This window comes from Sphingomonas sp. AC449, from assembly GCF_979253475.1.
In genome coordinates this window covers 65961-81198 of record NZ_CEEDCZ010000012.1, presented here as the reverse complement: position 1 = coordinate 81198, position 15238 = coordinate 65961, and the positions used below count along the sequence as shown (strand labels likewise).

At 67.0% G+C, this 15238-nt stretch carries 8 protein-coding genes; 7 read left to right on the top strand and 1 reads right to left on the bottom strand.

What is annotated here, in order from left to right:
- The first annotated feature begins 67 nt into the window (after positions 1-67).
- From AC0CH3_RS16075 to treA, 7 genes are all read left to right on the top strand, one after another.
- Positions 68-1375 carry an Nramp family divalent metal transporter gene (locus tag AC0CH3_RS16075; RefSeq protein ID WP_107930412.1) on the top strand — a complete coding sequence of 436 codons (1308 nt, stop codon included), beginning with the start codon at positions 68-70 and terminating at the stop codon, positions 1373-1375.
- A 148-nt stretch (positions 1376-1523) separates the two neighbouring features.
- The gene (locus AC0CH3_RS16070; protein WP_354303635.1) at positions 1524-3932 is read left to right on the top strand and encodes a glycogen/starch/alpha-glucan phosphorylase; all 2409 of its coding nucleotides are present in this window, start codon (positions 1524-1526) and stop codon (positions 3930-3932) included.
- Positions 3929-6091, top strand: coding sequence for a 1,4-alpha-glucan branching protein GlgB (gene glgB / locus AC0CH3_RS16065; RefSeq protein WP_354303633.1), 2163 nt, complete (start codon positions 3929-3931; stop codon positions 6089-6091). Before AC0CH3_RS16070 ends, glgB begins: the two co-directional genes overlap by 4 nt.
- Before the next feature lie 59 nt (positions 6092-6150).
- Positions 6151-7413, top strand: coding sequence for a glucose-1-phosphate adenylyltransferase (gene glgC / locus AC0CH3_RS16060; protein WP_082445782.1), 1263 nt, complete (start codon positions 6151-6153; stop codon positions 7411-7413).
- Positions 7413-8900 (top strand): glycogen synthase GlgA, encoded by a 1488-nt coding sequence (gene glgA, locus AC0CH3_RS16055; RefSeq protein ID WP_354303631.1) that lies wholly within the window; start codon positions 7413-7415, stop codon positions 8898-8900. The genes glgC and glgA overlap by 1 nt, the downstream gene beginning before the upstream one ends.
- Complete coding sequence (locus AC0CH3_RS16050) at positions 8897-10516, top strand: alpha-D-glucose phosphate-specific phosphoglucomutase (RefSeq protein WP_354303629.1); 1620 nt, start codon at positions 8897-8899, stop codon at positions 10514-10516. The genes glgA and AC0CH3_RS16050 overlap by 4 nt, the downstream gene beginning before the upstream one ends.
- Positions 10513-12051, top strand: coding sequence for an alpha,alpha-trehalase TreA (gene treA, locus AC0CH3_RS16045; protein ID WP_354303628.1), 1539 nt, complete (start codon positions 10513-10515; stop codon positions 12049-12051). Before AC0CH3_RS16050 ends, treA begins: the two co-directional genes overlap by 4 nt.
- 97 nt (positions 12052-12148) lie before the next feature.
- Here treA and AC0CH3_RS16040 read toward each other — a convergent pair whose 3' ends face one another.
- The gene (locus AC0CH3_RS16040; RefSeq protein WP_465238058.1) at positions 12149-15178 is read right to left on the bottom strand and encodes a TonB-dependent receptor plug domain-containing protein; all 3030 of its coding nucleotides are present in this window, start codon (positions 15176-15178) and stop codon (positions 12149-12151) included.
- Positions 15179-15238: the final 60 nt, after the last annotated feature.

The following is a 15238-nucleotide window of genomic DNA, read 5'->3' as shown; positions in this document are numbered from 1 at the left end:
CCCCCCAACACCCGCGCGGCGAGCGAAGCGCTTGTCCCCCCCGCTCCCATCCGGCAAAGCACGCGCGATGCCGCCGCCCAGTTCCGCCCTCGCCCACTCGCTGTCCGACAGCTATCGCACCGTCGCCATCCCCGAAGGCGCCCCCTTCTGGCGGCGGTTGTTCGCGTTCGTCGGACCGGGCTATCTCGTCGCGGTCGGCTATATGGATCCGGGCAACTGGGCGACCGACATCGCCGGCGGCTCGGCGTTCGGCTACACGCTCCTGTCGGTCGTATTGCTCTCCAACCTGATGGCGATGGTGCTCCAGGCCTTGTCCGCACGGCTCGGCATCGTCGCCGGGCTCGACCTCGCCCAGGCGTGTCGCGCGCATTATTCGAAGCGCGTGTCGGTCGTGCTCTGGTTCCTGTGCGAGATCGCGATCATCGCGTGCGATCTGGCCGAGGTGCTCGGCACCGCGATCGCGCTCAAACTGCTGTTCGGGCTGCCACTCGTCTGGGGCGTCGTGCTAACCGCGCTCGACGTGTTCCTGATCCTCGCGCTGCAACGCTTCGGCTTCCGCAAGCTCGAGGCGTTCATCGTCGCGCTGCTCGTGATCATCGCCGGCTGCTTCATCTTCGAGCTGTTCCTCGCGCGGCCCGACATGGCGGGCGTGCTCGGCGGGCTCGTGCCGACGACCGAGATCGTCACCAACCCGGCGATGCTCTATATCGCGATCGGCATCCTCGGGGCGACCGTCATGCCGCACAACCTCTATCTCCATTCGTCGATCGTCCAGACGCGCGCGTTCGCACCGACCGAGGCGGGCAAGCGCGACGCGGTGACGATGGCGACGATCGACGGCACGATCGCGCTCGGCCTCGCCTTCTTCATCAACGCCGCGATCCTGATCCTCGCCGCCGCCACCTTCCACGTCGCCGGGCGCACCGACGTCGCCGATATCGACCAGGCGCACGCACTGCTCGCGCCAATGCTCGGCATGGGCGCGGCAAGCGTGGTGTTCGCGGTCGCGCTGCTCGCCTCGGGGCAGAATTCGACCGTCACGGGCACGCTCGCCGGTCAGATCGTGATGGAGGGCTTCCTGAACCTGCGCATGCCCGTCTGGGCGCGGCGTCTCGTCACGCGGCTGCTCGCGATCATCCCCGCGGTGTTCGTGGTCGGCGCCGCGGGCGATGCGGGTGCGACACGGCTGCTGGTGCTGAGCCAGGTCGTGCTGAGCCTGCAGCTTCCCTTCGCGGTCGTGCCGCTCGTCAAGTTCACCGGCGACGCGCGAATCATGGGGTCGCTGGTCAGCCCGGTCTGGCTGAAAGCGCTCGCCTGGGTGATCGCCGCGGTCATCATCGGCCTCAACGCGACGCTGCTGATCGGCATGCTCTAGGATAAATTGACATGGGTTAGGCAACGCGCCCCCATCTCGTCGATCGCGTCGCGCGACTGCGCAAGTCCGCGTGACAAAGGTGGCCGCGCGGCTAGGATCACCGGCGACGACAACGAGATACGGAATTCGCGTGACCGCAAACCCTGCCATGCAGCACTCCGTCCAGACGCTGGCCGATTCGATCCTCGACACGCTCGTCCACCGGATCGGCAAGGATGCGCAGGCCGCGCTTCCGCACGACTGGCTTGCGGCGACGATCCTGACGGTGCGCAACGACATCGTCGAACGCTGGATGGCGTCGACCAAGGCGGCGCATGCGGCGGGCGCCAAGCGCGTCTATTATCTCAGCCTCGAATTCCTGATCGGCCGGCTGCTGCGCGATGCGGTGACCAACCTGCAACGCAGCGGCGAGGTATCGCGTGCGCTCGCGCTGCACGGCGTCGATCTGGCCGCGCTCGAGGAGATCGAACCCGATGCCGCGCTCGGCAATGGCGGGCTCGGGCGGCTGGCGGCGTGCTTCATGGAGAGCATGGCGAGCCTCGCGCTCCCTGCTTACGGCTATGGGATCCGCTATGTGAACGGCATGTTCCGCCAGCGGATCGACGATGGCTGGCAGGTCGAGATGCCCGAAAGCTGGCTCGCACACGGCAATCCCTGGGAGTTCGAGCGCCGCGAGAGCGCCTATTTCATCGGCTTCGGCGGCGAGGTCATCGCGACCGACAGCGGCCAGGTCCATTGGAGCCCGGCGGAGGCGGTCGAGGCGATCGCGGTCGACACCCCCGTCGTCGGCTGGCGCGGCGAGCACGTCAACACGCTGCGGCTGTGGACCGCGCGCGCGTTCGATCCGATCAAGCTCGACCGGTTCAACGCGGGCGACTTCACCGGTGCGCTCGCCGACCAGCTTCGCGCCGAGACGCTCACGCGCGTGCTCTATCCCAATGACTCCACCGCCGCGGGGCAGGAACTGCGGCTGCGGCAGGAATATTTCTTCTCGTCCGCCTCGATCCAGGACATCGTCCGCCGCCACATCCAGTATTTCGGCGACATCCGCACGCTGCCCGACAAGGCTGCGATCCAGCTCAACGACACGCACCCCGCGGTGTCGGTCGCCGAGCTGATGCGGCTGCTGATCGATCATCACGAATTCGCGTTCGACGAGGCGTGGAAAATCACGCGCGCGACCTTCGGCTACACCAACCACACGCTGCTGCCCGAGGCGCTGGAAAGCTGGCCGCTGCCGCTGTTCGAACGGCTCCTGCCACGTCACATGCAGATCGTCTACGCGATCAACGCACGGCTGCTGCGCGAGGCGCGCGGCGTCGACGGCATCGACGACCGCGCGATCGCCGCGATCAGCCTGATCGACGAGGGCGGCGAGCGGCGCGTGCGAATGGCGAACCTCGCCTTTGCCGGATCACACAGCGTCAATGGTGTCGCAGCCCTCCACACGCAGCTGATGAAGAAGACGGTTTTCGCCGATCTCCACCGCCTCTATCCGACGCGAATCAACAACAAGACCAACGGGATAACCCCGCGCCGCTGGCTTCAGCAGTGCAACCCCGGCCTCACCACGCTGATCCGCGACGCGATCGGCGACGGCTTCCTCGACGATGCCGAACGGCTGATCGATCTCGATGTCTTTGCCGACGATTCCGCCTTCAGGGAGCGGTTTTGGGCGGTCAAGCGTTCGAACAAGGTGGCATTGGCAAATCATATCAAGGACAGCATGGGGCTGCGCATCGACCCCGACGCGCTGTTCGACGTGCAGATCAAGCGCATCCACGAGTATAAGCGCCAGCTGCTCAACATCATCGAGACGGTCGCGCTGTACGACCAGATCCGCAGCCATCCCGAACGCGACTGGACGCCGCGCGTGAAGCTGTTCGCGGGCAAGGCGGCGTCGAGCTATCACAATGCGAAGCTCGTCATAAAGCTGGCGAACGACGTCGCGCGCCGGATCAATGCGGACCCGTCGGTCGGCGGGCTGCTCAAGGTCGCGTTCCTGCCCAATTACAATGTGTCGCTCGCCGAGAAGATCATCCCCGCCGCCGATCTCAGCGAACAGATCTCGACCGCGGGGCTCGAGGCGTCGGGCACCGGCAACATGAAGTTCGCGATGAACGGCGCGCTGACGATCGGCACGCTCGACGGCGCGAATATCGAGATCAAGGATCGCGTCGGCGACGACAACATCTTCATCTTCGGCATGACCGCGGACGAGGTCGAGGCGAAGCGCGCCTCGGGCTATGACCCGCGCAGTGTGATCGACGGGTCGGCCGAGCTGCGCCAGGCGGTCTCGGCGATCGCCTCGGGCGTGTTCTCGCCCGATGATCGTCAGCGTTATGCCGGGCTGATGGGCGGACTGTACGAAGGCGACTGGTTCATGCTCGCCGCCGATTTCGACAGCTATGCCACCGCGCAGCGCAGCGTCGACACGCGCTGGAACGATCGCGATGCCTGGGTCGCCTCGACCGTGCGCAACGTCGCGCGCGTCGGCTGGTTCTCGTCCGACCGCACGATCCGCGAATATGCCCGCGATATCTGGACGGTGATGTGAAGCCACCCGAAGGCGCCATCGTTGCCCTGATCGAGGGCCGGCACGACGATCCGTTCTCGTTGCTCGGCGTGCATGCCGGTCCCGGGGGCACGTTCGCGCGCGCCTGGCTGCCGGGTGCGACGACCGCGGAGGCGCATGCGCTCGACGGCACGACGCTTGGCACGCTCCCCCGGATCGACGATCGCGGGCTGTTCGAGGGGCCGATCGACGGCGATCCGCAGCCGGTGAAATATCATGCCGAGGGCGGCGGTGCGGACTGGTGGGTGACCGACCCGTACAGCTTCGGCCCCGTGCTCGGCCCCGTCGACGACGTGCTGATGGCCGAGGGCACGCACCACCGCCTCCACGACAAGATGGGCGCGCACCTGATCGAGCATGAGGGCGCGCACGGCGTCCATTTCGCGCTCTGGGCACCCAATGCGCAGCGCGTCTCGGTGGTCGGCGACTTCAACGACTGGGACGGTCGCCGCCACGCAATGCGCAGGCGCGGCGACGTCGGCGTCTGGGAGATCTTCATCCCCGACATCGCCGAATATCGCGCGTATAAATACGAGATCGTCGGCCCCGATGGCCGGCTCCAGCCGCTCAAAGCCGATCCGTTCGCCTTTGCCAGCGAACTGCGCCCCGCGACCGCGTCGATCACGCGCACGCTCGCGCACGAATGGGCCGACACGAGCCACCGCAAACACTGGGCCTCGGTCGATCCGCGCCGCGTGCCGATCAGCATCTACGAGGTGCATGCCGGATCATGGGACCGCGATGCCGAGGGCTGGTTCCTGACCTGGGATGCGCTCGCCGACCGGTTGATCCCGTATGTGGTCGAGATGGGCTTCACGCACATCGAGTTCATGCCGATCAGCGAACACCCCTATGATCCGAGCTGGGGCTATCAGACCACCGGCCTCTACGCGCCGTCCGCACGGTTCGGCGATGTCGAGGGGTTCGCGCGGTTCGTCGACGGCGCGCATCTGGCCGGGATCGGCGTGCTGCTCGACTGGGTGCCCGCGCATTTTCCCACCGACGCGTTCGGGCTCGCGCATTTCGACGGCACCGCGCTCTACGAACACGAAGACCCGCGGCTCGGCTTCCACCCCGACTGGAACACCGCGATCTACAATTTCGGGCGCCGCGAGGTGTCGTCCTTCCTCGTCAACAACGCGCTGTTCTGGGCCGAGCGCTATCATATCGACGGGCTTCGCGTCGATGCGGTCGCGTCGATGCTCTATCGCGATTATTCGCGCGAGGCGGGCGAATGGATCCCCAACGACACCGGCGGGCGCGAGAACTGGGAGGCGGTCGCGTTCCTGCGCGACATGAACCGCGCGGTCTACGGCCAGCATCCCGGCGTCTTCACAATCGCCGAGGAATCGACCTCATGGCCGGGCGTCTCCGCCCCCGTCGGCGACGACGGCAAGAGCGGCGGGCTGGGCTTCGGGTTCAAGTGGAACATGGGCTTCATGCACGACACGCTCCAGTACATGGCGCGCGATCCGCTGCACCGGAAGCATCACCACGGCGAGATCAATTTCGGGCTCGTTTATGCGTTCAGCGAGAATTTCGTCCTGCCGCTGAGCCACGACGAGGTGGTCCACGGCAAGGGCTCGCTGCTGACCAAGATGCCCGGCGACGACTGGCAGCAATTCGCGAACCTGCGCGCCTATTACGCGTTCATGTGGGGCTATCCGGGCAAGAAACTGCTCTTCATGGGGCAGGAGTTCGCGCAGCGCCGCGAATGGTCCGAAGGCCGCGCGCTCGACTGGTGCCTGCGCAACAGCCGCAGCCATGAGGGTATCCGCAACCTCGTCCGCGATTTGAACGCGGTGTACCGCGACAAGCCCGCGCTCCATGCCCGCGACTGCGAGGCCGAGGGCTTCGAATGGCTGATCGCCGACGATGCCGCCAATTCGGTCTTTGCGTGGCTCCGCAAGGCGCCCGGCGCAAAGCCGGTCGCGATCATCGCCAACATGACGCCGATCGCGCGCGCGCCCTACCGCATCCCGCTCCCGCTCGACGGGCGCTGGTGCGAGATCATCAACAGCGACGCGCATGAATATTGGGGCAGCGGGCTCGGCAACCTCGGCGGCGTGGTCGCGGAAGACGGCGCGGCATGGGTCACGCTGCCGCCTCTGGCCACGATCATGCTCGAGTTCGAGGGCTGAAACGGAACAAGCCGCGGGTGACGAGGCGTTATACCGCGGACGATTAGGGAGAGACGAAGATGGTTGAACGGCGGGGACAGCCACTGGCGCGCGACGCAATGGCGTATGTGCTGGCCGGTGGCCGCGGCAGTCGGCTGATGGAGCTGACCGACACGCGCGCGAAACCCGCGGTGTATTTTGGCGGCAAGGCGCGAATCATCGATTTCGCGCTGTCGAACGCGATCAATTCGGGCATCCGGCGGATCGGCGTCGCCACGCAGTACAAGGCGCATTCGCTCATTCGCCACCTTCAGAGCGGCTGGAACTTCCTGCGTTCCGAACGCAACGAAAGCTTCGACATCCTGCCCGCGTCGCAGCGGATCAGCGAGTTCCAGTGGTACGAGGGCACCGCGGATGCCGTGTACCAGAATATCGACATCATCGAGAGCCACGCGCCGGAATACATGGTCATCCTCGCGGGCGATCACATCTACAAGATGGATTACGAGCTGATCCTGCAGCAGCATTGCGAGACCGGCGCGGACGTCACGATCGCCTGCCTCGAAGTGCCGCGGATGGAGGCGGTCGGCTTCGGCGTGATGGCGGTCGACGAGCATGACAATGTCACAGCCTTCGTCGAGAAGCCTGCCGATCCCCCCGCGATTCCGGGTAATCCGGACATCGCGCTGGCCTCGATGGGGATCTACGTCTTCCACACCCGCCTGCTGTTCGACGAACTGCGCCGCGATGCCGAGACGCCGGGATCGTCGCGCGATTTCGGCAAGGACATCATCCCGTACCTCGTCAAGCACGGCAAGGCGGTCGCGCACCGCTTCTCCGACAGCTGCGTGCGATCGGAGGGCGAGGTCGAGGCCTATTGGCGCGACGTCGGCACGGTCGACGCCTATTGGGAGGCGAATATCGACCTCACCGACGTGGTACCCAAGCTCGATCTCTACGACCGCAGCTGGCCGCTCTGGACCTATTCGGAGGTCACCCCGCCCGCGAAGTTCGTCCATGCGGACGACGGCCGCCGCGGCGAGGCGGTGTCGAGCCTCGTGTCGGGCGACTGCATCATCTCGGGCTCGTCGATCCACCGCAGCCTGATCTTCACGGGCACGCGCGCGCACAGCTATTCGATGCTCGACCAGGCGGTGATCCTGCCGCACTGCGAGATCGGCCGCGGCGCGCGGCTGTCGAAGGTCGTCGTCGACCGCGGCGTCGTGATCCCCGACGGCCTCGTCGTCGGCGAGGATGCCGAACTCGACGCACAGCGCTTCCGCCGCACCGACAACGGCGTCGTCCTCGTCACCAAGTCGATGATCGACCGGCTGATCACGTGATGGCGCAGCGGGCAGCCCAACCCCCGACCGATGCCTTTGCGACACGCGTGCTGTCGGTCGCGTCGGAAGCCTATCCGCTGATCAAGACGGGGGGGCTTGCCGACGTGGTCGGTGCGCTGCCCGCCGCTCTTGCACCGCACGGCGCCGCGCTCACGACCTTCCTCCCGGGCTATCCTGTGCTCGCCGCGGTGACGAAGCGGGCAAAGGTGGTCCATCGCTACACCGACCTGCTCGGCGTCGAGGCGCGCATCCTCAAGGCACGGATCGGCGATCACCCGCTCCTCGTGCTCGACGCGCCCAGCCTGTTCGCCCGCGGCGGCGGCCCCTATGGCGACGCGAGCGGGATGGACTGGGTCGACAACTGGCGTCGCTTTGCCGCGTTCGGCCGCGCCGCCGCCGATCTCGCCTCGGGTGTCGTCGAGGGCCATGCGTTCGACATCCTCCACGCACATGACTGGCAGGCGGCGATGGCCCCCGCCTATCTGCGCTACGCCCCCGGCCCCGGCACCCCTGCCAAGACGATCGTCACGATCCACAATATCGCGTTCCAAGGCCGCTATGGTCACGACATCTTCACCGCGCTGGCGCTCCCCGACGCCGCCTTCGCGCTCGACGGCATCGAATATTATGGCGGTGTCGGCTTCCTGAAGGCGGGGCTCGAGGCCGCCGACGCGATCACCACGGTCAGCCCGACCTATGCGGCGGAGATCCGCCGCGGCGAGTTCGGCATGGGGCTCGAGGGCCTGATCAACGATCGCGCAGGCCGTGTCTCGGGGATCGTCAACGGTATCGACCCCGCGGTCTGGAATCCCGAATCCGACGCCGCGCTGCCCGCACGATACACGCACCGGACGCTGGGTCGCCGCCGTGCGAACAAGCGCGCGGTCGAGACGCTCTACGGCCTCGACAGCGGCGACGGGCCGATCTTCACCGTCATCAGCCGGCTGACCTGGCAAAAGGGCATGGACGTCCTCGTCGACACGCTCGACGAACTCGTCGCGCTTGGCGGCCGATTGGCGCTGCTCGGATCGGGCGACGCCACGCTCGAACACGCGTTCCTCGCCGCGGCGGAGCGCCATCCCGGCCGGGTCGGCGTCCGCATCGGCTATGACGAACCCGTCTCGCATCTGCTCCAGGGCGGCGCCGACGCGATCCTGATCCCGTCGCGGTTCGAACCCTGCGGCCTGACGCAGCTTTATGGTCTCGCTTATGGCTGCATCCCCGTCGTCGCGCGCACCGGCGGTCTTGCCGACACGGTGATCGACGCCAACGAGGCCGCGATCGCGGCGGGCGTCGCCACCGGCGTCCAGCACGACGGAGTCACGCCCGATGCACTCCGCCACGCGCTGCGCCGAACGCTCGCGCTCTATGCACGCCCCGATCGCTGGGCCATGTTGCAGCGCAACGCAATGCGCGCGGACTTCTCGTGGGACGAGAGCGGCCGCCGCTACGCAGACCTGTATTCGAGCCTTCTGGAGCCAGCATGATCCGCACCGTTTCGACCACGCCCTATACCGATCAGAAGCCCGGCACCTCGGGTCTGCGCAAGAAGGTGAAAATCTTCCAGCAGGCCAATTATGCCGAGAATTTCGTCCAGTCGGTGTTCGACGTCGTCGACGACAAGGCGGGTGCGACGCTCGTGATCGGCGGCGACGGGCGCTTCCTCAACCGCGAGGTGATCCAGGTCGCGATCCGCATGGCCGCGGCGAACGGCTTTGGCCGCGTGATCGTCGGCCGCGGCGGCATCCTGTCGACGCCCGCCGCAAGTCACATGATCCGCAAGCGCGGCGCGATCGGCGGGCTTGTCCTGTCCGCCAGCCATAACCCCGGCGGTCCCGACGAGGATTTCGGGATCAAGTACAATATCGCCAATGGCGGTCCCGCGCCTGAATCGATCACCGACGCGATCAACGCGCGCACGCTCGAGATCGACCGCTGGCTGACCGTCGACGCGGACGACATCGATCTCGACCAGGACGGTGAGGTCATGGTCGGTGACATGCCCGTCGAGGTCGTCGATCCGGTCGAGGATTATGCCGCGCTGATGGAGACGCTGTTCGATTTCGACGCGATCCGCGCCGCGAAGCTGACGATGGCGTTCGACGCGATGAGCGCGGTCACCGGCCCCTATGCGACCGAGATCCTCGAACGCCGGCTGGGGTTTACCGCGGGCACGGTGCGCAACGGCACGCCGCTTCCCGATTTCGGCGGGCACCACCCCGACCCCAACCTCGTTCACGCACACGCGCTCTACGAGACGATGATGGCCCCCGACGCGCCCGATTTCGGCGCGGCGTCGGACGGCGACGGTGACCGTAACCTGATCATCGGCAAGCACCGGTTCGTCACCCCCTCGGACAGCCTCGCGATGCTCGCGGCGAACGCCCACCTCGCCCCCGGTTACGCCGGCGGACTCAAGGGCATCGCCCGCTCGATGCCGACCAGCGCGGCGGCGGACCGCGTCGCGGCAGCGCTCGGCATCCCCGCGTACGAGACCCCGACCGGCTGGAAGTTCTTCGGCAATCTGCTCGACGCAGCCATGGCGACGATCTGCGGCGAGGAGAGCGCGGGCACCGGCTCCGACCATGTCCGGGAGAAGGACGGCCTGTGGGCGGTACTCCTTTGGCTCAACATCCTCGCCGTCCGCGGCGAGAGCGTCGATGCGATCGCGCGCGATCACTGGGCGAAGTTCGGCCGCAACTATTACGCGCGTCATGATTACGAGGGGATCGACACGCCGCGTGCGGACGCGTTGATGGCCGCGTTGCGCGCCAGTCTCGCCACGCTGCCCGGCCAGCGTCATGGCGACCTTACCGTCGAGACCGCGGACGAGTTCGCCTATACCGACCCCACCGACGGATCGATCAGCCGCAACCAGGGTGTCCGGATCCTGTTCGAAGGCGGCAGCCGCGTCGTCTTCCGTCTGTCGGGCACCGGCACCAGCGGCGCGACGCTGCGCGTCTATCTCGAGCGCTACGAAGGCGTCGGCGGCGATCTTGACCGTGATACCGGCGACATGCTGTCCGGGATCGTCGCGGCAGCAGAGGCGATCGCAGGCATCGAACGGCACACCGCGCGCACCGCGCCGGACGTCGTGACGTGATCCGCCGCGCCGTGCTGCTTGCGGCGTCCGCGCTGCTCGCCGCCGCGGCACCGGCACCCGAGACGCCGCCGCGCTCGCCGGCGCAGCTGTTCGGCCCGCTCTACACGGCCGTCCAGATGCGCGGGCTGTTTCCCGATTCGAAGACCTTTGCCGACGCGGTCCCCCATCGTTCGGCAGAGGCGATCCTGGCCGCCTATTCGCGCTGCCGCTGCGACACCGCGCCAGCACTCCGCCGGTTCGTCGAGGCGAATTTCGCGATCCCCGCCACCCCCGCGCCGCCGCCGACGATCCAGAAGCTGACGCTGAAGGCGCATATCGACGCGCTCTGGCCACAGCTCACGCGGACCCAGACGACCGTTCCGGCCGGCTCGTCCGCGCTGTCGCTGCCGAGGCGCTATGTCGTCCCGGGCGGCCGCTTCCGCGAGATGTATTACTGGGACAGCTATTTCACGCTGCTCGGCGTCCAGCGATCGGGGCGCCAGGATCTGGTCGAGGACATGGTCGTCGATTTCGGCAGCCTGATCGATCGCTACGGCCATGTCCCCAACGGCACGCGCACCTATTATCTCAGCCGTTCGCAGCCCCCCGTCTTCTATCTCATCGCCGCGCTCTCGCGGGATCCGAAGACGCTCGCGACGCGCAACCGGCAGCTTCGCGCCGAACACGCATTCTGGATGGCGGGCGCCGAGACGCTCAGGCCCGGCGAGCAATCGCGCCGCGCGGCCCGCCTGCCCGACGGCACCTTGCTCAACCGCTATTGGGACGATCGCGACGATCCGCGCGACGAAAGCTACCGCGAGGACGCCGCGCTTGCCGACCAGACCCCGTCGCGCGATCGCCGCCAATTGTTTCGCGATCTGCGCGCGGCGGCGGAAAGCGGCTGGGACTTCTCGTCGCGCTGGCTCGGCGACGGGCGCTCGCTCGCGACGATCCGCACCACGCGGTTCGCCGCGGTCGATCTCAACAGCCTGATGTTCGGCATGGAACAGGCGATCGCCGCAAACTGCAGCGCGCTGGGCGATCCGGCGTGCGCGGCGGCGTTCACGACCCGCGCGTCCGCCCGCGCGGCGGCAATCCGCAAGCATCTGTGGAACGGCCGGTTCTTTGCCGATTACGACCTCGACACCAACCATGCGAACGACTTTGCGAGCGCGGCGATGGCGTTCCCGCTCTTCGCGCGGATCGCGACGCGCGATCAGGCGAGCGCAACCGCCGCCGCGCTCCGCCCGTTCGTGGGCGAGGGCGGCCTGCGCACCACCGCGATCGGCAGCGGTCAGCAATGGGACGATCCCAACGGCTGGGCACCGCTGCAATGGGTCGCGATCCAGGGCCTGCGTCATTATGGCGAGACCACGATGGCGGACCAGATCGCCAAGGCATGGCTCGCCAGCGTGTCGCGCGAATACACAGCGAGCGGCAAGCTTCTCGAGAAATACGACGTTGTCGAGCGCAAGCCGGGCGGCGGTGGCGAATATCCCAACCAGGACGGGTTTGGCTGGACCAACGGGGTCACGCGCGCGCTGATGACCGACTGATCGCGCGGCGTTCCCGGCACGTTGGCCCGACACGTTCGCACGACACAAAAAAAGGGCAGGAGCCTTTCGACTCCCGCCCCCGCAGAGACACCCGGTATCAGAACTTCAGGCGGGCCCCGATCGTGTAGGCGCGACCGATCGCGTCGTACGTCGTCGGGAAGGTGTTGCCGCTGTTGAACGCCGTACCACCGACGGTCGACCCGACCAGAGGCGGCTTCTTGTCGAACAGGTTGTCGACGGTGAGCGTCATCTCGAACTGGTCGGTCGGCAGGAAGCGGAGCGCCAGGTCGAAATAATCATAGGCGTCGATCCGCTCATACGCGTCGAGCAGCGTCGCGGGGTTCGGCCCGCCCGGCTGCGCGGTCGTCAGCGGCTGCGTCGCCGTTGCGCGGAAAGGCTCGATCGCGACCGAGTTGACGTGGTTCCACAACAGCGAGATGTCGAACATCTCCTGGCTGTAGGTCACGCGACCATTCCACTTCCACTCGGGCCGCGGGTTGGTGCAGTTCGTGCTGTAATAACCCGTGCAGTCGCGGTTGATCGCGTTCGGCGTCGCCTGGAAGTGGTAATAGTCGAGCCAGGTCGCGTTGAAGCCCAGCGACAGCGTGCCGGGGACATTGATCCCGGCATCCTGCAGCCGCGCGCGCTGCGTGACGCCGAAATCGATACCTGCCGTCTCGATGACGCCGAGGTTCGAATAGCTCAGGATGACGCCCGGCGTCTCGCCCGCCCCGTTCAGGCTGCCCGTCAACGGGTTGCGCTGAATCAGCTGGCAGAAGCTGTTATTGGCGAAGCTCGGGTTGAGCGCCGCCGAATAGCAGCCGTTGAGGATGTCGCCCTGCCCCGGCTGCGTGATCGCGTCCTTCACGACGATGTTGAAGTAATCGACCGTCAGCGAGAAGCCCGGCAGGAACGTCGGCGTCAGGACGCCGCCCAGCGTGTAGGTCCGCGCACGCTCGACATCGAGATCGCGGTTGCCCGCGGTCGTGACGTTGATCTGCCCCGAGGTCGGCGCGGGGATCGAGCCGATCGTGTTCGACGGCGCGCCGGTCGCAACGCACAGCGCCGCCAGACCACCCGAGATCGCCCCCTGGCACGGATCGGGGTTGAGGTTGCCAAGCCCCTGCACCGGCGAGGCGAAGAGCTCGGCGATGTTGGGCGAACGGACCGCGCGCTGGTACATGCCGCGGAACTTGAAGCCCTTGATCGGCTCGTAGCCGCCGCCCGCCTTCCACGTCGTGCTGCCGCCCGTCGTCGAATAATCGGAATAGCGGACGCCGCCTTCCGCGGTCAGCTTGTAGATGAAGGGCACGTCCTCGACGAGCGGGACGATCAGCTCGGCAAACGCCTCCTTGGTCGTGATCTGCCCGAAATCGGCGGGCGTGCGTGCGCCGGTGCCGAGCACTTCGCCCTGGATCTGCGACGGGCCATCGGGCGTGCTGCGCGCGCTGACCTTGCGGTATTCGCCGCCGATCGCGAAGCCGACCGCGTTGGTGGCGAACGGCGAGCTGAGCCCGAACAGGTCACCCGCGATGCTGCCGGTGACGACCGTCAGCTCGGTCTTGCGGGTGATGATCGCATCGAGATCGATGAACGCGAGCTGGTCGGCGGTGATGCTGCCGTTGGGGCCGAACAGGTTGAGCGGGACGCAGCCATTGCTCGTGTCGGCGCAGCGCAGCGTGCCGTCGGCCGCCCGATAGGCGCGCAGCGCCTGCTGGACCTTGCTGTACGACCCCCAATTCTCGCGAACCTGGTTCTGCGACGTCTCGCCATATTGTGCCGACAGGTCGAACTTGATCCCGTCGGTGATCTTGCCGCGGACACCGCCCTGGACCTGGAACATCTGCGAGGTGATCGGATTGCCGCGCGGGCCATATTCGGTGAAGCGACGCTGCGCGACGACCGGGACTTCGAGATAGCCCGCGGTCCCCGGGCCACCCTGGACCGCCGCCGCCGCGGCGCAGGCCGCAGCCGACACGCGCGGCTGGATTCCGGCGAGCGTCAGGTTCGTGTCCGAGTTGCAGATCTGGTTGCGCAGGCCGGCGGGCAGATACGGGTTGTTGAGCGCGAGCTGATAGGTGTTGCCGAACGTCGCCGACGGCGCGAGCTGCAAGCGGACTTCGCTGCGGCTGTACATCGCGGATGAGTAGAGCTCGATCTCGTCGGCGACCTCGTAATGCGCGGCCGAGTAGATGTTGATCTTGTTGAGCGGCGTCTGGAAATAGGTGCCGTTGTTCGTGTTGTACGTGTCCGCCGCAGTCGCCGCCTGCAGCAGCCCCGTCGTCGGATTGACCACCGCGCCGAAGGCGCTCGTCGGGAGCCCCAGCGACGCGTTGCTCGGCGACGCGAAGATCGTCACCTGCGCCGCGGTCGCGCCGGAGAACTGGCCGTTCGCCGAGCTGATCGGGAACGCGCTGATGTCGCGCTGCGTGTGGAGCAGCGGGTCCGACTGGGTATAGCCGATGCCGAGGACGACGTTGCCCTTGCCGTCGGCGAGGTTGGCGCCGAACAGGATGTCGCCGCGATAGCGTGCGGTGTCGCCGCGCTCGGAGATCCGGTAGTTCGACGTCGCCTCGACGCCCTGGAAATCGCGCTTCGTGACGAAGTTGACGACGCCCGCAACCGCATCGGCGCCATAGACCGACGACGCGCCGCCCGTGACGATGTCGACGCGGTCGATCAGGCCGACCGGGATCACGTTGGTGTCGGTCAGGTTGTCGAGACCGAATGGCACGATGCGACGGCCGTCGAGCAGCACCAGCGTGCGGTTGTCGCCGATGCCGCGAAGGTTGATCGTCGCCGACCCGTCGCTGCCGTTGTTGACGCCGGGTCCGAGCGACGGACGTACCGATGGCAGCGTCCGGAGCAGTTCCTCGGCGGTACCGGGCTGGCGGAGCAGCAGTTCCTGCTGGCCGATCACGTTGACGGGGCTTGCGGTCTCGAGGTCCGGACGGCCGATCCGCGACCCGGTCACGACGATATCGGTCGCGGGCGCATCGCTCGTCGCCTGCGCCTCAGGAGCGACTTCAACCGGTTCGGCAACCTGCGACAGTGCCGGTGTGGCCCCAATGAAAGCACCGACTAAGAGCGTGGACGCAAGTAACCTGCACCGCAAACCTGCATTCATGTAATTTATCTCCCCTGCGCGCACCTACCCCCGTAGGCACGCCTCCCGTTTAGGACCGTT

Coding starts and splice junctions, on each gene's coding strand:
- AC0CH3_RS16075 (WP_107930412.1), top strand. CDS start 68: ATGCCGCCGCCCAGTTCCGCCCTCGCCCACTCGCTGTCCGACAGCTAT.
- AC0CH3_RS16070 (WP_354303635.1), top strand. CDS start 1,524: ATGCAGCACTCCGTCCAGACGCTGGCCGATTCGATCCTCGACACGCTC.
- glgC (WP_082445782.1), top strand. CDS start 6,151: ATGGTTGAACGGCGGGGACAGCCACTGGCGCGCGACGCAATGGCGTAT.
- glgA (WP_354303631.1), top strand. CDS start 7,413: ATGGCGCAGCGGGCAGCCCAACCCCCGACCGATGCCTTTGCGACACGC.
- AC0CH3_RS16050 (WP_354303629.1), top strand. CDS start 8,897: ATGATCCGCACCGTTTCGACCACGCCCTATACCGATCAGAAGCCCGGC.
- AC0CH3_RS16040 (WP_465238058.1), bottom strand. CDS start 15,178: ATGAATGCAGGTTTGCGGTGCAGGTTACTTGCGTCCACGCTCTTAGTC.